We start from the raw sequence: 17,981 nt of genomic DNA, 5'->3' as shown, positions 1-17,981 counted from the left end.
ATAACCTCCTTATTTAAAATATGAATTTATAAGTACCTGTTAACTGTGACTTGCATGATCTATCATTTGTTTTAAAATAAGCATCACATGCTCATCGTCAGGCGAATAATAAAGCGTTGTTCCTTCACGGCGATACTTCACAAGACGTAAATTCTTCAGGAAACGCAATTGATGTGATACCGTTGATTGTCTGATATCTAAAGCCTCTGCGATTGCATTAACGGAGCATTCTTTTTTAAAAAGTAAATGAAGAATGCGGATTCTCGTTGGATCACCCAATGCTTTAAATGTTTGTGATACGATAAATAATGTTTCACTGTCCAGGTCTTCAGAAGAACTGTTTTCCACTTTGTACTCCTCCAATGTTTGATTTACCTCCTTTTATAATTTTGGATAATAATACAATTATTTAACCTGATATTCATTATATGAACATATTATCATATAAGCATATATATTACAATTATAATAATACAACTATTATTTATCCGCCGGGAACATGAAACTCCTCCCTTTAAAAATAATATCTAATAAATCTGGGCAACCTATTGTTATCCAAATCTAGAAAACGGGGGATAACGATGAATAAATTATTTATGATTTTCGTTTTCATTGGCCTGCCACTCTCCATCATCGGTTCTATTTTTCATTGGTCTGCCACTATTATGTTCATCATCTATTGTTTAACTATTATTGCTTTAGCCGGATTTATTGGCAGAGCCACTGAAAGTTTAGCAATTGTTTTGGGCCCAAGAGTCGGCGGCTTATTAAATGCAACTTTTGGAAATGCGGTTGAACTTATTATTTCTATCTTTGCACTCAAGGCTGGACTTATTGGAATCGTGCTGGCTTCGTTAACAGGATCCGTATTAGGCAACTTACTGCTTGTCGGTGGGCTTTCCTTTTTTGTAGGTGGCCTGAAATATAAAAGGCAAACTTTCAGCATTTATGATGCACGTCATAATGCAGGAATGCTAATTTTTGCTGTTATTGTTGCCTTTGTTATCCCTGAAGTGTTTACACATACGATGAATGAACAGGATACAATGATTTTAAGTGTCGGGATCGCCATTATTTTAATCGTATTATATTTGGCAGCATTGTTATTTAAGTTCGTTACTCATCGCGGGGTTTATCAAACAGATCATACACCAGTGGAGCCTGGTCATGAAGAAAAGCCTGAATGGGGAAAGGGAAAAGCAATTTCAATCCTGGCACTTGCAACGGCTGCTGTAGCCTATGTTTCAGAGCATTTAGTCTCGACCTTTGATACTGTTGGGGCTGCCTTCGGATGGTCGGAATTATTTATCGGGATAATTATTGTCGCCATTGTCGGAAATGCAGCAGAGCATGCATCAGCAATCATCATGGCTTATAAAAATAAAATGGATGTTGCTGTTGAGATTGCTGTCGGGTCTACACTGCAGGTAACCATGTTTGTTCTGCCGATTCTAGTGCTGTTATCCCTCTTCTTTTCAACATCCATGCCGCTTGTCTTCACATGGCCGGAGCTGATTAGTATGGTGACAGCTGTGTTATTAATGATAACCATATCGAATGATGGGGATTCCAATTGGTTTGAAGGACTCGCTTTACTAGCTGCATATGTGATTATGGGAATTGGATTTTACTTTATTTAAATATAGAAGATACATTTTATATAGATAGCGTTTTTCTAGCGATTGCCTTTTATAAATTTAAAAGGCAATCGCTTTTTTATGCAATGGATTTTCTGTCATATTTCCGTTTATAAGAGAAATTCCTTTTGTATATAATCTGCCTTTACATTAATTAATTCTTTGCTTTCAATTTATAATCAATTCACTTTATAAACTCTTTAGAATTGTTATTTACAATCAAATTATTCACTACAAAACATTATCATTTTATGTCAGAAAGGAAGATGAAATAATGAATTTTAAACCGGCCAACAATCGGATAATACTTTTGGACATTGTCCGGGGTTTGGCTATTCTCGGTATTCTTTTAGTTAATATGCTTTTTTTCACTACCTCTTTGCAGGCTATTCAATTCCAATTGGAATTATGGCCGGGCAGGTGGGATCAAGCCATACAATCCTTCCTTGATTTCTTTGTCTCCGGCAAATTTATTGCTATTTTTTCTTTTTTGTTTGGATACAGTATGATTTTAATGAAGGATAGTGCCTTAAAAAGAAAGCGCCATTTTGTGCCTATCTACACCCGCCGCCTGCTTGCATTACTTTTGTTCGGGTTGATACATGGATGGTTTATCTGGTATGGAGATATTCTCTTTCATTATGCCTTACTTGGTTTTCTCTTATTACTCTTCCACAAACGGGCAGCAAAAACACTGCTGGTCTGGGCATGTCTTCTGCTTCTTTTTATTCCTGGACTATTGCTGTTCAGCGGTCCAGATGGAAGCTATGAGCCTAACCCCGAATGGATGGAGCAGGTTCATCAATGGATTACTGCTGATGAAGCGGTATATAGCAGTGGTTCATGGGCAGAAATTCAAGAGCTCCGGATAAGAGATTGGAATTCCTCCGTAATGAATCAAATTATCTTTTATCCGCAAATTCTTGGATTGTTTCTGCTTGGTGCTTATTTTGCAAAGAAAAAATGGTTTTCAAATATACCCGCTAATTACTCTCAGCTATTGCAGATTTGTCTGTGGACAGGGGGAATCGGCTTTTTATTACAGCTTATCCCCGTAATTTTAAAGCTGACTTTGGACCCGCTGACAATGTGGATGAATCAATTTGAAGTTCTTCAGCATCTGCTGGGCGGTCCGCTGATTGCTGTCTTCTATATCACATTGATTGCTTTATTAATCCAAAAAGGCACATGGAAACGCTTGTTAAGCCCATTATCCAGTGTCGGTCGTATGGCGTTTACTAATTATATTATGCAATCCGTTATCTGCACCTTGATTTTTTACAGCTATGGACTTGGCCTATTTGGTAAGATAGGGCCTGCAGCAGGTTCATTGCTTGCTGTCCTGATCTTTATCATGCAGGTTATATGGAGCAAGCACTGGCTTCGTTATTTCCGGATGGGACCATTAGAATGGATTTGGAGAGGAATTACCTATTTGTCCTTACCGCCTTTGAAAGCGAAGAAATCTGTCAAAGATTAATTAATCAATCCTATTGGCTGATGACAGATTGATAGCAGTATGAGGCTTTCTACTTCTCAAGAAAATTACCACCAGTATACTTTTTAAATACTGGTGGTAATTTTCTTATATATTAGTTTCAACTCTAAAACAGACTGCATTCTTTAATGATTGAAAATAAATATTATAGTGATAATCTGAACGAAAAGTCATATTGTAAATGGTGGAATGTAACGTCCATCGATGTCTGTAAACCCATACTCCTTCGCTAAATCTCCAGCCCTGAACACTTGCCCGTTTTTCTCCATCACATTTGGATCACCTGCAAGCGCAGCTATCCCCCGGCCGACATAATATGGTGTTTCTGTTTGCTTTAAATCTTCTGCTTCCTGCCAGCTCTTTTCATTTGCACCATGAAATTCCAATACAAGCTCTGTCCGCATAAACCCTGGAGAAACAGCAAGAACAGCAATGTTATCCTGTTTTAATTCTATCGATAGTCCGTAAGCCATTCGTACCAATGCATTCTTTGCTAAATCATAATAAAACTGCCCTGTATACATACTCCGATCCCAAAACGTTGTATGAATAATAAGTGCTTGTTTATTTTCACGAAGTAATGGAACTGCAAAATAATTTGTTGCCAGTTGAGCACGCACACCAGCAGTAAACATCGTATCCCAATTTTTCAATGACAGCTCCCAAAAAGGTTTTCCATCTACACCAAGGTCATGTGCACCCCACACATTATTAACCAATATATCCAGCCTTCCCTGCTCTTCTCTAATTTGAGATATAACTGCTTCAGTTTCTGCGTCATTGGTATGGTCGCACTGTACTGCAATTGCATCTCCGCCGGAGGCTTCTATTTCTGATACAGTATCATCAATAGTCCCTGGCCAATTATTCGTAGATGCCCCCCGGATACTCCGACCTGTGACATATACTGTTGCACCAGCTTTCCCCAGCTCTACAGCAATACCGCGGCCGGCCCCTCTGCTTCCTCCTGTAACAAGTGCTACTTTTCCATCCAGTATCTTCATTAACTTCAATCCTTTCTTCATCAGATATTTTCATTATAAGGATGTATTCTTGACATCTATTGTCATATTTTATTTAATAAATATAATTCATTGGAAAAAGGTGATTTTAATGAGAGGTGACCGCTTGATATCAATTCTTTTAATGCTGCAGACTCAAGGGCGAATAACTGCTAAAGAGCTGGCTGAAAAGCTGGAGGTCTCCGAACGGACAATTTATCGAGATATGGAGGTTCTAAGCGGATCTGGTATTCCTGTTTTTGCCGATCGTGGAAAAAATGGCGGCTGGTCTTTAATGGATGGATATCAGACAGATTTAACCGGTTTAAAAGAATCAGAAATACGTGCTTTATTTGCTCCTGTATCTCCACAATTATTGGATGATTTGGGGTTAACCCGCACCTCTGAAGACGCCCGAAATAAGATTATTGCCTCCCTTCCTGCAGCTTACCGTAAAAATGCAAAGGATATATGGAGCCGCATCCATATTGACACCAGCTCATGGCGGGGAACAAAAGAAAAAATATCCTCTTTTGAAGTGTTGAAAAATGCGATATGGGAGAATGTTACATTGGAGATTATTTATCAGCGTGCAGATGGACAGACAAATCGCTATATCGTCCAACCGCTTGGATTAGTTGCTAAAGGGAGCATCTGGTATTTTATTGCCGCCAAAGAAAATGGAGATATCCGGAATTACCGTGCTTCGCGAATTCAGTCTGCTGTGCCCGGGGTGAATACGTTTGAAAGACCGGATGACTTCGATATTGCAGCATATTGGAAATCCTCAAAACAAGCTTTTATCAAAGCGTTACCAACTTATGAAGTGCGGGTTAAGGTTTCTGAGGAAGTTCTGTCAAGACTCTCCTTTTCAAATCATTTTGTACGGATAATTGAAGCAGAATCTAGCGATAAAGAAGGTTGGAAATCTGTCAAATTAGCTTTTGATACGAAGGACGAGGCAAAGAGATATATTCTCGGATTCGCAGACCAAATATCCATTATCGAGCCGGAGGAACTGCATTTCGAAATTCTTAAATTAGCCGAAGCAGCTGTTGCTCATTATAAAGTATAGTATAAGATTGCTTATTCCTAAAAATTTTACAGAATACGTTATTCGGATAGAAGCAACACGATTTATTTTCTGTTAAATAAATCGTGTTGCTTCTATCCATCAATATTTATATTTAAGAAAACAGCTTTAAACCAACTGCAGCACCTAATACCATTGTGATAAACATAATTCTTTTCCAATCTTTTACCTCATTATAAAAAACCATTCCAGCTATTGCACCGCCAGAAGCACCGATACCGGTCCAAACAGCATAAGCAGTTCCCATAGGCAGGGTTTCCATGGCATAGGCCAGAAAAAAGAAGCTCGCTCCAAAACCCAAAACCAGCAAAGACAATGCCTGCCAGCTGCGATCTTTGTGTAATTTATTGATCATGGTAACACCAAATACTTCAAACAAGCCTGCTACAACTAATGAAGTCCAAGCCATCACGATTCAGCTCCTTCTTTAATATTATCTTTTGTTACTAATTTCAAACCAATAACACCCGTCAATAAAATAGCAATTAAAAGGATTTTTACCATTTGAAACGGCTCACCAAAGAAGACAATATCTGCGAAAGTTGTTCCTGTAGTCCCCAGACCCACAAAAACGGCATAAACAGTTCCAACAGGAAGCTTTTTCCCAGCCATAATCATCAAATAGAAACTGATAATGATTGCGATCACAGTTCCCGTCCAAGTCCAAAAATCATAAGCATGTTTTAAGCCAATTACCCAAAACACCTCAATCACTGCAGCAATAATTACTTTTAACCAATTCATATTCATTCCATCCGCACCTCCAATTTAATTTCAAGAAAAACAAAAAAGGGACAAAAAAACCGGGAGATAACTGTTAAACAGTTTCTCCCGGGCTTTTGTCCCTCCGTGGCACAGCTAAGCTGTGAGTTTCCTCTCGGACCAGACCAACTGATTGTTGCGGAACCCTAGAAAACATTCAACTTATTTACTTAGCTAATATTATACATATATTTTGGATGTAGTCAAACAGTAATCTGCCTTAAATTGGCATGCTTTACTATTCTTCATCACCAATAACAGCTTCCTTTTTCAGCGATAAATCTTTAAACCGCATTTGTTTTATACATCAAATACAAGAAATATGGAGCACCGATAATTGCTACAACAATCCCTGCCGGAATCGTACCAATCGGCAAAACCGTCTGGCCAACGGTATCAGCAACCACCAATAGAAATGCACCCGTCAATAATGCAATCGGCAGGAACAGCTGATGTCTTGGTCCGACAAAAGACTTCGCAATGTGTGGTCCCATTAAACCAATAAAACCGATAGAGCCAACCACTGCAACAGCAACAGATGATAAAATAACTGAGGCAATAAGCAAAATAAGCCTTTCTTTATCCAGGTTCACTCCTAAACTCTTTGCTGTTTGATCATTCGTATTGATAATATTTAGGCTGTTTGACTTAAAGAATAGAAATGGAATAATGATTAATATCCATGGTAAAAATGCAAGAACAAAGGGCCATTCATCTCCCCAGATATTCCCTGCCATCCAGGCAGCAATAAATTCAGCCTGATCTTCATTAAATTTCCTCATCATTGTTATAGAGCCCCCAGATAGCGCTGCAGATAGTCCGACACCTATCAAAACCATATTGACAGGACTGATTCCTTTGCCTTTATTATAACTGAACAAAAAAATGAGCAATGCAGTCAAAATCCCTCCTGCTGCGCTTATCAGTGGCAGAACATAAATAAAGGTATTGGGGTTTACTTGTCCAATAACAATAAAAACAGCAATAGCAAAACCTCCACCTGCATTTATGCCAAGAATCCCGGATTCTGCCAATGGATTTTTAGTAATACTCTGGATAATGGCACCACTCATGCTTAGTGCCATTCCGGCTAGCAATGTAATCAGCATTCTCGGCATTCTGAATTCCATTAAAATTAAGTTATCCTTGAATTCTCCTTGCCCAATCAATGTTTTCAAATAAGCGGATAAATCCATTTTATATTCACCGGAGGTAATGCTCCAAGTGACTGCCAAAAAAAGCAGTACTGTTAAAACGAGGCATACTATTATCTGCTTTCTTTTCAGCTTGGAATCGATCATATCGTACGTCCCCCTTTTTTAATCAAATATAAAAAATAAGGGACACCTATAAAGGAAATAATTGCACTGACAGGAGCTTCTCCCATTAATCTGGCAACAGTATCTGCACCAACGACCAGACAACCTCCTAAAACAGCAGTTAATGGGATAACTTTTTTATAATCTGTACCAACTAAAAACCTGGAAATATGCGGAACCATTAAGCCAACAAATGCAATTTGCCCGACTATTGCTACAGAAATTCCGGCAAGAAGCATACTCAAAAGCATTGTTCCTGCCCGTATGAGCTTCACATTCTGTCCCAGCCCTTTTGCAATTGATTCACCTAAATTCAGGATAGACAATTGTCCGCTTATAAGAATAAAGATAACCACGATAATAGCAACAACAGGGATACCAGTATATAACTGCTGCCAGGTAGTTCCAGAAACACCTCCAGAACTCCAGAATATTAGAGATTGATTTAATCTAAAATATAATGCAATAGCCTGGCTTGCCGCACTAAGCAGAGCGCTGACTGCAGCCCCTGCCAAAATAAGGCGGACAGGATTAAATCCGTCTTTTCTGGAACTCCCGATCATCAGCACCATAGTTCCGCCAAGCATTGCACCAATAAATCCAGTTAAAATTAAAAGTGGGAACGTTATAACAGGTGAAACTGCGTAAGTCAATGCCAGCATCAAAGCAGCTCCCGAATTCAAACCAATTAAACTGGGATCAGCAAGACTGTTTCTCGTGACACTCTGAATTCCTGCTCCTGAAACTGCAAGAGCAACACCAACTAATAAAGCTCCGATATCTCTGGGAATACGGACATCTATAATAATATTATGATTCACGTCCTCTGGATCATAGTTAAAAATGGCATTTAGAATTGTTGAGGTATCTATATCAGCATTGCCATACACAATCGATATCCAAAACGTTATAACGAGAATGATACAAGCAATGGTAAAAATAATACTAAAATGAAAAGGGATTTTGTTCTTCAATTCCATAACTATTAACTCATTTCTTCACTTAATTTCAACTTTTGAATACTTCCTATTAACTAATTGGTAATTTGCTATCATTGGTTTGCCAGTCAGCTTATCCTGCATCAGTTCAGCATCAATCTGGAAAACTTCAGCAAGCAGCTGGCTTGATAAAACCTCTGGTATATTACCTTGTGTTATCACTTCTCCATCCTTCATGGTAATCATGTAATCCGAAAAACGAATAGCCTGATTAATATCATGAAGTACCATTACGATTGTTGTTTGCTGTTTTTGATTCAGCTCTTTTATCAATTCCAGGATTTCAAGCTGATGTGCTATATCAAGGAAAGTGGTTGGTTCATCCAGAAAAATAATATCTGTTTTTTGAGCGAGGGCCATAGCAATCCATACTCTTTGCTTCTGGCCGCCGCTCAGATCATTGATTATTCTATGCTTAAACTCGGTTATGCCTGTAACTTGCAAAGCCCAATCAATTACCTCTACATCTTCTGGAACTAAACGCCCGAACCCTTTTTGATAGGGGTATCTTCCATAAGACACTAGTTCCCCGACGGTTAAACCATCAGCCACCTCTGGAGATTGAGGTAAAATAGCAATTTTTTTGGCAATCTCCTTAGAAGCCGATTTATTGATATCTGTTCCATCTAAAGCGATTTTTCCTTTTTTTATTGGAAGAAGTCTGCATAATGCTTTCAATAAAGTGGATTTTCCACAGCCATTAGGACCAATAATTGAGGTTATTTTTTTATCGGGAATCTCAATATCCAAATCCTCAATAATAACCTTATTTCCGTAGGCGATGGTTAAATTTCTTCCAGTAAGACGATTCATAGAGCTCCCTCTTTTTTATTAAATTAATCTATCATTTTATTTCATTGCATCCAGCTGCTCTTTAATGATGTCTCTCTGCGCTTCTAATGAAATAGGATCATTATATCTCGTCACAGCTAAATCTAATTCAATCACTCTGTTTTCCTGGACAGCTTCTGCATTTTTCCAAACTGCTGATTCCGCTATAGGAGCTTCCTCACCTTCTGTAGCTAACACTATAAAATCACCGGCGTACTCTGGAAGCTCTTCCGTAGACAGCTCCACATTAAATTGATCTTTTGTGACTTCTGCCAGCGCTTCCGGCTGTACAAACCCGTAGCCATCGTATAATATTTCTCCACCGCGGCCATAATCTGTATTAAATGAAACCAGCCCTTTTGGTGTTGATTGGAAAATCGAAAGTGTACTGTCTCCTATTAAGTCTTTATATTCTTCTGTATCATGAGCCATCTGTTCCTCCCATTCATCCAGCCAGGCCTGTGCCTGATCTTCTTCTCCTACAAGTTCTCCCAATAATTTTGTATTATCTTTATACGTGCTGATCATCGAGTCAAACGTTATAGTAGGAGCAATTTGCTGCAGTTTATTTAAATTGGGATCCGTCGCTGTCGCAACAATTAAATCAGGCTCTAAATTAATAATACTCTCTACGTCCTCTGGATCTATGCGTTCAATCCCTTCTGTTGCCTCATTCAGAACCTCATCCTGGTCGACATAAAAGCTTACTCCAACCGGCTCATGTCCAAACTTAAGTAATGCACCTATGTATGTCGGGTGAAGTACAACGATTCGTTCAGGATCAGCAGGTACTTCCACTTCATCTCCGCCGTCAGTTGTAAATGTTTTGGTTTCAGCCTCACTTGATTCATTACTTTCTTCATCATTTGCCTCAGCATTATTATCTTCCTGGCTATTATCATTACAGGCTGCTAAAAATATAAGAAATATTGCACTGATTAAAAAGAACAAGCTTTTTTTCATGGTGTTTCTCTCCTCTTTTTTGTGTAAGTTTTTATCCGTACAAATATACTTTATTTTTTTCATCTAAAATATCATTATGGGAGGAAACAATAGCAGTTTTATGTGCATCTGGTTCCATATACAGCTTGGCGCTGTTTACTGCATTTGCTGCATCCTGATAAGCACCGGCAATCAATTTCAACTTCCCTTCATAGGAGACGCAGTCACCTGCTCCATAAATTCCTGGAAGATTGGTATTTCCATTAGCATCACTTTTCACCTGGAAATAGTCTCCCAACTCTAACCCGGTCTTATTTTGCTCATTATTAAAAAGATAATTGTCCTTGTTGTATCCATGATTCACGAGCAGCGCATCTACCGGCATCGTATATCTTTCATTTGTTTTGTTGTTATAAAGGACAACCTCTGAAACTTCGTCTTCGCCTGCAAGCTCATGTATTTCTGTATTAAACACGATATTCACTCCGTTATTTATGAGCTTCGTTTTAGTTGATTCCAGCCCTTTTAAATCATCTCCCCGGTATATTAATGTAATCTCTTTAGCTATTGGCGATAAATCATTGCCCCAGTCAATCGAGGATGGACCGCCGCCTGATATAAGCAAAGATTTTCCACGGAATTCATTCACATCGAGAACCTTATAATAAAGATTCTTACTTTCAAATTCATTTGCCCTTGGTACTTCCAATTTTAACGGACTAATAACACCGCCCATTCCAGTAGCAATAACAATTGTTTTAGAATAATGTCTCTCTTCTGCACTGGTTGTCAGCATAAAGATACCGTCTTCATTTTTCTCTATATCCGTTACAATCTGTCCCAATACAACAGCTGGATCAAATGTCAGTCCCTGTTTAATTGATTGGTCAATTAATTCTCTTCCTGTTAAAGGAGTAAGTCCTCCTACATCCCATACCATTTTTTGCGGATAAACATGTACTTTCCCGCCAAGCTTATTATCGGCTTCGATAATTTTCGTCTTCATTTCCCGCAGCCCTGCATAAAAAGCAGTAAATAACCCTGCTGGCCCGCCGCCAATAATTGTAATATCGCATATTTCTTCTTTACTTATAGACATCCATTATCCCATCCTTTATATTTATATCCTCATTGATAATGATAATCGTTATCAATTAAATCAATTATAATTCAATTTTCTTATAAGTCAATACATTTTTTTGGATATACCTATGACTGTTTTTGCATGAATATAATCATATCTTCCTGATAAACATTTTGATTCATAGCTTCTATTCTGCCTTATAGTAATGACAACTAAAATGGAGCATTCAATATTTTGTCACACGAATTGGAGTTGATTGATTTTAATAACTCTGAAGAAGAAAACGATTATTATTTTAAGAAATTGAAGAAATGTATGGTATCCAGCAGAAAGAGCAGCTCCTCTTAGATAAAGAAGAACTGCTCTTTCCATGAAAATAAAACATTATAGTCTAAAGCTCTGTCCTCAATTCCCAAAGCTCCGGAAAGAAATACTGATCAAGTACTTTTTTCAAATAGCTTACGCCACCGGAGCCTCCTGTCCCCTTTTTAAAGCCAATAATCCGTTCTACCGTTTTCATATGCCTGAAACGCCACTGCTGGAATAAATCCTCTATATCGACCAGCTCTTCCGCAAGTTCATACAGCTCCCAATATTGATCTACATTTTTATACACCGTCATCCAGGCCTGTTTCACACTTTCATTAGATTTATGTGTAACACTGACATCCCTGTTCAATACATCCTCATCGATTGGAAGCCCTGCTCTGGCAAGTGCCTGTATCGAAACATCATAGAGACTCGGTGCTTCGTGCGCTTCCTGTAAAATCTGATGAAGATCTGAATCTTTTTCATATATTTTCAGAACATATTCTGTTTTATATCCAAGAGCAAATTCTATCAATCTATTTTGATAGGATTGAAAACCGGATGCATTTCCTAATTTATCTCGAAACTCCATATATTCACTCGGTGTCATGGTGGAAAGGACATCCCATACACTTTTCAGCTGTTCCTGTATCTGGGATACCCGTGCGAGCTTCTTAAAGGAAGATCTCAAGTTATCAGACTGTATATCCTGAACAGCAGAATTGATTTCATGAAGGATTAATTTCATCCAGAGCTCGCTCACATGATGAACAACGATAAATAACATTTCGTCGTGATGATCGCTCAAGAGACGCTGGCTGGATAATAACGTATCCAGTCCCAGATAGTCACTATAAGTCATTTTTTCTTTAAAATCTGTGTGGATACTTTTTTCATTTTCAAAGGCCTGATGTTGATTGATAGACTTCATTTTAGCTCTCCTCTATTGGTTTGATTACAGCACGTACTGGACTTCCATCGCCTTCTTCCAGAGCTAATGGCAGGGCAATCAGTTCATAGTCACCCTCCTCGACCTGATCCAGCATCACATTTTCCAAAATATAAATATCATGTTTAAAAAGCGCATGATGTCCAGTCAAATCTTTACTTGAAACCTTGTCTACAGACGGTGTGTCCACACCTACCAGTTTTACACCGATTGATTGCATGTAAGCCGCACCATTCTCAGTTATGGGTGACACTTCCTCCGGAAAACGGTCCGGTTTATTTGGCAGTGCCGTTTTGATTAACAAACGTTCTACGTGCGAGATTTCTTTTGTTTTTATAGCAGTTTCGCTAATTTCATCAAAATCACTTAAGTCGATGACCTTACAAGGACCGATATAGCGTTCAATATCTAAGTCAAGTATCCTTTTCCCGTCATTTAAAAAATGAAAAGGCGCATCAACATGGGTTCCAATATGCGCACTCGTTGTTATTTTGCCAATATTAACAGAGTCCGTCATCTCTTTCGTTACAGATGTTTCATAGTGAAACGGTTCATCCCCCGGCCAGTGTGCCAGTTTATTATTCAAAACTTGAGAAATATCAATCCATTTAGACATTAGGAAACAACCTCTCTTTCATTAGAAAATTGCTCATATACTTTTTCTTGCATAATATTTTTCAGTATTTGCACACAATCATAAACATCTTCAAAAGAATTATATAAAGCAACTGGTGCAAGCCTGATGCCAGACGGTTTTCTAAAGTCAGGGATAACTTTTTCCATTTTTAAGGCCTTGCAAATTCGGGCAGCTTCCAGATGTTCAAGGTATATATGACCGCCGCGCTGCTTGTCATTTACCGGATTACAGATAACAAAATTAAATTCCTTTAATTCATATTCAATCAGCTCTATCATATATGCTGTCAATTTCAGGGATTTTCTACGTATCTTTTCAATTCCTGCTTCATGGAATAAATCCAACGTGCCAATAAGCGGAGCAGCACTTAGCACATGCGGTGTCCCAATTTGGAATGCTCCGGCATCCTCTGCGGGTGTCAATGTATGCTCCATATCAAACTGCTTTTCCTTATTTGAGCTGAACCAGCCTGCGAGTCCGGGAGACACACCAAAATGTTTTTCATTTACATAGAGTGCTGCGACGCTGCCAGGTCCGCCATTTAAATGTTTGTAAGTACACCAAAAAGCAAAATCAACATCCCAATCATGCAGCTGATGTGGGATGGCTCCAATCGAATGACATAGATCAAAACCGATTTTAATCCCGCGTTCATGCGCTGCTTTTGTTAACTTTTCCATATCCAAGATCTGCCCGCTACGGTAGAGTACACTTGGCAATACAATTAATGCAACATCCTCTGTCATTGCATTGATAATTGCTTCTTCATCCAGTATATGTCCATCTTCGCTCTGTACTTGAATAAGGTGGGAATCATCGTATCCCTTTCCTCTTAATTGAGCTTTTAATGCATAAATATCGCTGGGAAAGTTAAGTGAGTCTGCCAATACTTTTGTTCTGTTTCCTTTTGGTTCGTAAAATGTAGACACAAGCTGATGCAAATTCACCGTGGTCGAGCCAGTAACAACAACTTCCTCCTTTTCAGCACCAATAAGACCAGCCATTTTTCCGCCAAGTGATTCAGATAAGTAATACCAGGGCTGATTCCCTTCTGTCCATCCATCAATGCCATATTCTCTCCATGATGCCAATAAATCATAAACAGACTGCTCCGCTCTTTTACTCATTAATCCTAGTGAATTCCCATCCATGTAAACGCATTCATTTTTAAGATAAAATTCATTTCGAAAGGCTCTTAATTCATCTTTTGCGTCTAATTTTTCAGCATAAGCTTTTGTGTATTTTTCTTCCATTTCTTCACTTCCTCTTTATGAAATACGAACTAGGAACGTGCTTCAATAATAATTAACGTCAATATAACCCTAGCTCTCTATAAATGTATAAGAATATTGATTAGATTTCCAAATGGGTCTCTTACATAAAATCGCCGAACTCCCCAAGGTTCCTCAACCGGCCCATATTCAATTGGAATCTCCGCTTCTCTTATACGAGTTAATGCATCTTCAAAGTCATCGACTTCAATTGATAAGTCAGGAACCAGTGTACCGGATCCTCCCTCTGAAAGAAAGCTGATTTGAGTATCCATTTTCTCATTTGAACCATAAGTTGCAATAAATCCCATATCCATCAGCAGATCAAGTCCAAGTAGATCTCCGTAAAAATACACCGCTTTAGAAATGTCCTGTGTCTCTACATTGACAACAATTCGTTTGATTTTCATCCTTGCACTCTCCTAAAGTTTTCATATTTTCGCCGTCTGGCCAGGTAACAGAATCATATCCTATCACGTTTATCATAAATAATATTTTATTCAAAGAGAAATCTGAACTATTATTCAAGATTCCTTGTATGGGATTTTGAATAATAGTCCGGATTTTTTTAGCTCTACAAAGAGAGGAAAAATTTCAAGAAATTACATTTAGAATTATCTTAGACACTTTATACATTTCATTCCAATTTCAAATCAAATCCTTACGTTCCACAAAACGTCTGATAATCCTCATTCGGCGGCTTAACAGCATATTTTCCCTGCTCTTTCGTATAAGCATATGGATTTTCCAAAACAGCTAATAGTGCATGAAAAGGTTTATAATCTCCTTCTTCCACAGCAGCTGTTAACGCTTCTTCCACCAAATAATTTCGAGGAATAACAGATGGATTATGCTGCTTCATTAATTGATAAGCTTCCTCTATTGGAGCTGACTGATTTTGTAGCTTATCCTGCCATGACTGATACCACTCTTTAAAAGCGGTCGATTGGAAAAGACCCGGCTCTGAATCGAGCTGCTTCAAGGTTAATGAGCGGAATGTATTCGTATAGTCAGCATAATATTTCTCCATCAAGTCCAGCAAGGTCTTGACCAATACCTTATCATCCTCACTTTTATCGATAATTCCCAGTTTTAATCTCATTCCATCTAACCAATATCCTTCTACTGATTTTACATATGCTTCAACAGCTTCTTTCGCCTTTGGAATTGCCTGTTCTTCTTCGTCATCGATAAGAATTAACAGTGATTCTGCAAAACGGGCCATATTCCAGGCTCCTATTCCAGGCTGATTTCCATAAGCATAACGGCCCTGGTGATCAATGGAACTGAAAAATGTTTTCGGATCATATTGATCCAAAAAGGCACATGGACCATAATCAATGGTCTCCCCGCTGATTGCCACGTTATCCGTGTTCATTACACCATGGATAAATCCTTTCAGCTGCCAGTCTGCAATTAGTGCTGCTTGTTTTTCTGCCACTTTATACAAAAATGATAAATAACGGTCCTCTTCTTTTATCAGCTCCGGATAGTGTCTGGCAATGGTGTAGTCTGCGAGTGCTTGTAAATCACCTTTACTTCCCCAATTCCGTGCATATTGAAATGTTCCGACCCGGATATGACTGGCAGCCACTCTTGTCAGGATAGCTCCAGGTAATAAAACCTCACGTTGAATTTCTTCCGCTGTAGAAACTACAGCTAAGCTTCGGCTCGTCGGGATACGTAAGCTATACATCGCCTCACTGATCAAGTATTCTCTTAACATTGGGCCAAGTGCCGCCTTTCCATCCCCTCGCCGTGAGTAAGGAGTCTTTCCAGACCCTTTCAGCTGAATATCGAAGCGCTTCCCTTCAGGAGTTATTTGTTCGCCAATTAGTACAGCCCGCCCGTCGCCCAGCATATTAAAGTTTGCAAATTGATGACCGGCATAGGCTTGAGCAATTGGTTTACTCCCTTCTGGAAGATGATTGCCTGAAAAGATTTCAGAGTTGTTTTTCAAATGGCTGCTGTTAAGTCCTAATTCAGCTGCCAGCTTTTCATTAAATATTGCTAATTCCGGTTGCCCCACTTCTTCTGGCTGAAGACTGGTATAAAAAAGATCAGGTAAGCGCTGATAGCTATTTTCCAAATTCCATCCCTGATTTGTTTTATTTGTCATATAATCGCTCCAAATATTAAATTTATTTCCCTTTAGGATAACATATCCATATAACAACTATCTTTTACTTTGCACTTGCAGTATAAATTTATTTATAAATATTGTAATTTTATTTCTTAATAACTCAACTTTCGCACACTGAAATAGGCAGGTAGACCTTGATGTAATTAGGTAAGCCCGCAATCCAGTGTTGTAGTTGACTTTGAATTAACTTTTGAATTTTTTTGTTGCTTTCTTTTAGGACATCTTGAAGAAGCTCAAGTAGCTGCCCAAGTGCAACAGCCCAATCGAGGTCACTGATTTCATCACATAGTTCATAGAACAGACCCCCTAATGTTCTTTGATCTGTGCTGCAACGGTTCTGCCAAGAGAGTACAATGTATCTAGTAAAGACAATCGTGGTATGACAAATCAAGGAGTCATAAGAACGACCTTGAAACTCCTTTTGTAGCTTTAATAATGACTTTGTTGTTTTGAAAAAGACTTCAATGTCCCAACGAATTCCGTAAATACGAATGATATCTTGTTCACTTAATGTGCAATCTGTACTTAAAATAGCTAACCATTCGCTCTTTTTATTACGATTACGTACAAAGACAATTTTGACAGGAATTCCATTAGCTTGCGTCGTTTGGATAGAACGAAGAATCCCTTTCTTTTCCTGAATAGGTGAAGCTAACTGATAAAGCTCTTTCAAACTAACCTTTTTATCATTGTTAAGATAGCGTTGCTTTAAGTTTTTCACCATGCCAATGACATCTAGACCTTGGTCTTTGATCTCTTTCATAAGCGGTTGATGTGTAAACCAAGTATCCATCAGCACATAAGAGGCTTCAATCCCCGTGTTCATGGCACGCTGAATCATCGTTGGAATTTGTTCAGGTGCGGATTGTAAAGCTTCTAGACGTCGCTTATAACCAGAACTGCGTTTATCAATTTGGTCTGACATTCCATTTATGATACTGTTTTTTGAGCTCAATAAAGAAAAGTCTACAGGCATAAACGTTGTACCATCAGACCAACCCATTGTAAGCATACGAAAACCCTTGTAAAAACGCATTTTTTGAGACGCATGGTCAAAGCAACGCGCAAGTAATTCAACCGATTTACTTCGATTTTTGTCATAGGAAGAGTCGTCAATAATCAGTACTTTTATACGCTCATGATTTGTCAGGTTACTCACTTTTTCAATGGAGTCTGAGCTGAGGAGAAGGAGAAATCTTCTCCATGAATAAGTGGAGCGATTTAAGAAACGGTAAACCGCATCTTTAGCTGGAATATCCGTCGACTTCTTGCTTTCGAGTGTACGAAACCAGTTTTTGTTTTCGAAAATCAAACAGAAAATAAGCTGAAATAAATAAGCACAAGTAAAGCCAAGTGATTTGGTAATCCCAGCTTTTCTAAGATGTTTCAAGACGTTTAGTTCTTTAAATGTAGATTTTAATTCATTTGGTAGTTGCTTCGTTTGGTCATGATTCGCTATCATATAGAGGACACCTCTTCTGTATGGTTATGTGATTCTAGTCAAATC

At 38.5% G+C, this 17,981-nt stretch carries 18 protein-coding genes and 1 riboswitch; of the genes, 3 read left to right on the top strand and 15 right to left on the bottom strand.

From position 1 onward, the window contains the following. Window positions 1-39: 39 nt before the first annotated feature. On the bottom strand, window positions 40-363 hold the full coding sequence (locus MHH51_RS07110; protein ID WP_147209906.1) for a metalloregulator ArsR/SmtB family transcription factor: 324 nt from the start codon (window positions 361-363) through the stop codon (window positions 40-42). A 218-nt stretch (window positions 364-581) separates the two neighbouring features. Here MHH51_RS07110 and cax point away from each other — a divergent pair, with 218 nt between their 5' ends. Continuing rightward, entirely contained in the window at window positions 582-1,640 is a 1,059-nt protein-coding gene (gene cax, locus MHH51_RS07105) for a calcium/proton exchanger (protein WP_156987414.1), read from the top strand. Between the two features lie 271 nt (window positions 1,641-1,911). Further along, window positions 1,912-3,117, top strand: a complete 1,206-nt coding sequence (locus tag MHH51_RS07100; RefSeq protein WP_339285244.1) for a DUF418 domain-containing protein — start codon at window positions 1,912-1,914, stop codon at window positions 3,115-3,117. Between the two features lie 188 nt (window positions 3,118-3,305). Here the strand turns inward: MHH51_RS07100 and MHH51_RS07095 are convergent, their stop codons facing one another. Next, a complete protein-coding gene (locus MHH51_RS07095) occupies window positions 3,306-4,139 on the bottom strand; it encodes an SDR family NAD(P)-dependent oxidoreductase (protein WP_339285242.1) in 834 nt (277 codons plus the stop codon). 124 nt (window positions 4,140-4,263) lie between these two features. On the opposite strand from MHH51_RS07095, the gene MHH51_RS07090 reads away from it, so the two are divergent. Next, window positions 4,264-5,211: a YafY family protein gene (locus MHH51_RS07090; RefSeq protein ID WP_339285240.1), complete on the top strand. Its 948-nt coding sequence runs from the start codon at window positions 4,264-4,266 to the stop codon at window positions 5,209-5,211. Between the two features lie 112 nt (window positions 5,212-5,323). Here MHH51_RS07090 and MHH51_RS07085 read toward each other — a convergent pair whose 3' ends face one another. The 13 genes from MHH51_RS07085 to MHH51_RS07025 form a co-directional block, all read right to left on the bottom strand. Continuing rightward, a complete protein-coding gene (locus MHH51_RS07085; protein WP_339285238.1) occupies window positions 5,324-5,638 on the bottom strand; it encodes a multidrug efflux SMR transporter in 315 nt (104 codons plus the stop codon). After that, window positions 5,638-5,979, bottom strand: coding sequence for a multidrug efflux SMR transporter (locus MHH51_RS07080; RefSeq protein WP_147209913.1), 342 nt, complete (start codon window positions 5,977-5,979; stop codon window positions 5,638-5,640). Before MHH51_RS07080 ends, MHH51_RS07085 begins: the two co-directional genes overlap by 1 nt. A gap of 76 nt (window positions 5,980-6,055) precedes the next feature. Further along, window positions 6,056-6,152, bottom strand: a riboswitch (guanidine-I (ykkC/yxkD leader). Window positions 6,153-6,275: 123 nt separating this feature from the next. Next, on the bottom strand, window positions 6,276-7,292 hold the full coding sequence (locus tag MHH51_RS07075; RefSeq protein ID WP_147209914.1) for an iron ABC transporter permease: 1,017 nt from the start codon (window positions 7,290-7,292) through the stop codon (window positions 6,276-6,278). Then, window positions 7,289-8,290, bottom strand: a complete 1,002-nt coding sequence (locus MHH51_RS07070) for an iron ABC transporter permease (RefSeq protein ID WP_339285236.1) — start codon at window positions 8,288-8,290, stop codon at window positions 7,289-7,291. Before MHH51_RS07070 ends, MHH51_RS07075 begins: the two co-directional genes overlap by 4 nt. An 18-nt stretch (window positions 8,291-8,308) precedes the next feature. Continuing rightward, a complete protein-coding gene (locus tag MHH51_RS07065; RefSeq protein ID WP_147209916.1) occupies window positions 8,309-9,121 on the bottom strand; it encodes an ABC transporter ATP-binding protein in 813 nt (270 codons plus the stop codon). A gap of 36 nt (window positions 9,122-9,157) precedes the next feature. Then, complete coding sequence (locus MHH51_RS07060) at window positions 9,158-10,102, bottom strand: ABC transporter substrate-binding protein (RefSeq protein ID WP_339285235.1); 945 nt, start codon at window positions 10,100-10,102, stop codon at window positions 9,158-9,160. A gap of 31 nt (window positions 10,103-10,133) precedes the next feature. Further along, window positions 10,134-11,180, bottom strand: coding sequence for an NAD(P)/FAD-dependent oxidoreductase (locus tag MHH51_RS07055; RefSeq protein WP_339285234.1), 1,047 nt, complete (start codon window positions 11,178-11,180; stop codon window positions 10,134-10,136). 376 nt (window positions 11,181-11,556) lie between these two features. After that, window positions 11,557-12,405: a tryptophan 2,3-dioxygenase gene (gene kynA / locus MHH51_RS07050; RefSeq protein ID WP_339285233.1), complete on the bottom strand. Its 849-nt coding sequence runs from the start codon at window positions 12,403-12,405 to the stop codon at window positions 11,557-11,559. A gap of 1 nt (window position 12,406) precedes the next feature. Beyond that, a complete protein-coding gene (gene kynB / locus MHH51_RS07045; protein ID WP_147209919.1) occupies window positions 12,407-13,039 on the bottom strand; it encodes an arylformamidase in 633 nt (210 codons plus the stop codon). Further along, entirely contained in the window at window positions 13,039-14,313 is a 1,275-nt protein-coding gene (gene kynU, locus MHH51_RS07040; protein WP_339285231.1) for a kynureninase, read from the bottom strand. Before kynU ends, kynB begins: the two co-directional genes overlap by 1 nt. A gap of 77 nt (window positions 14,314-14,390) precedes the next feature. Next, window positions 14,391-14,741, bottom strand: coding sequence for a VOC family protein (locus tag MHH51_RS07035; RefSeq protein WP_339285229.1), 351 nt, complete (start codon window positions 14,739-14,741; stop codon window positions 14,391-14,393). 251 nt (window positions 14,742-14,992) lie between these two features. Then, window positions 14,993-16,450 (bottom strand): YdiU family protein, encoded by a 1,458-nt coding sequence (locus MHH51_RS07030; RefSeq protein ID WP_339285227.1) that lies wholly within the window; start codon window positions 16,448-16,450, stop codon window positions 14,993-14,995. Between the two features lie 124 nt (window positions 16,451-16,574). Beyond that, on the bottom strand, window positions 16,575-17,936 hold the full coding sequence (locus MHH51_RS07025; protein WP_339283795.1) for a transposase: 1,362 nt from the start codon (window positions 17,934-17,936) through the stop codon (window positions 16,575-16,577). Window positions 17,937-17,981 lie beyond the last annotated feature (45 nt).

It is taken from the genome of Oceanobacillus sp. FSL K6-3682, from assembly GCF_037976165.1.
GTDB lineage: Bacteria > Bacillota > Bacilli > Bacillales > Amphibacillaceae > Oceanobacillus > Oceanobacillus sojae.
This window is presented reverse-complemented; position numbering and strand designations above follow the sequence as displayed.

What these genes read in the sequence shown, in the direction of transcription:
- MHH51_RS07030 (WP_339285227.1), bottom strand. Translation starts at nt 16,450, where the DNA reads ATGACAAATAAAACAAATCAGGGATGGAATTTGGAAAATAGCTATCAG.
- MHH51_RS07055 (WP_339285234.1), bottom strand. Translation starts at nt 11,180, where the DNA reads ATGTCTATAAGTAAAGAAGAAATATGCGATATTACAATTATTGGCGGC.
- MHH51_RS07025 (WP_339283795.1), bottom strand. Translation starts at nt 17,936, where the DNA reads ATGATAGCGAATCATGACCAAACGAAGCAACTACCAAATGAATTAAAA.
- kynA (WP_339285233.1), bottom strand. Translation starts at nt 12,405, where the DNA reads ATGAAGTCTATCAATCAACATCAGGCCTTTGAAAATGAAAAAAGTATC.
- MHH51_RS07075 (WP_147209914.1), bottom strand. Translation starts at nt 7,292, where the DNA reads ATGATCGATTCCAAGCTGAAAAGAAAGCAGATAATAGTATGCCTCGTT.
- MHH51_RS07065 (WP_147209916.1), bottom strand. Translation starts at nt 9,121, where the DNA reads ATGAATCGTCTTACTGGAAGAAATTTAACCATCGCCTACGGAAATAAG.
- MHH51_RS07035 (WP_339285229.1), bottom strand. Translation starts at nt 14,741, where the DNA reads ATGAAAATCAAACGAATTGTTGTCAATGTAGAGACACAGGACATTTCT.
- MHH51_RS07070 (WP_339285236.1), bottom strand. Translation starts at nt 8,290, where the DNA reads ATGGAATTGAAGAACAAAATCCCTTTTCATTTTAGTATTATTTTTACC.
- cax (WP_156987414.1), top strand. Translation starts at nt 582, where the DNA reads ATGAATAAATTATTTATGATTTTCGTTTTCATTGGCCTGCCACTCTCC.
- MHH51_RS07100 (WP_339285244.1), top strand. Translation starts at nt 1,912, where the DNA reads ATGAATTTTAAACCGGCCAACAATCGGATAATACTTTTGGACATTGTC.
- kynB (WP_147209919.1), bottom strand. Translation starts at nt 13,039, where the DNA reads ATGTCTAAATGGATTGATATTTCTCAAGTTTTGAATAATAAACTGGCA.
- MHH51_RS07060 (WP_339285235.1), bottom strand. Translation starts at nt 10,102, where the DNA reads ATGAAAAAAAGCTTGTTCTTTTTAATCAGTGCAATATTTCTTATATTT.
- MHH51_RS07095 (WP_339285242.1), bottom strand. Translation starts at nt 4,139, where the DNA reads ATGAAGATACTGGATGGAAAAGTAGCACTTGTTACAGGAGGAAGCAGA.
- kynU (WP_339285231.1), bottom strand. Translation starts at nt 14,313, where the DNA reads ATGGAAGAAAAATACACAAAAGCTTATGCTGAAAAATTAGACGCAAAA.
- MHH51_RS07085 (WP_339285238.1), bottom strand. Translation starts at nt 5,638, where the DNA reads ATGGCTTGGACTTCATTAGTTGTAGCAGGCTTGTTTGAAGTATTTGGT.
- MHH51_RS07080 (WP_147209913.1), bottom strand. Translation starts at nt 5,979, where the DNA reads ATGAATATGAATTGGTTAAAAGTAATTATTGCTGCAGTGATTGAGGTG.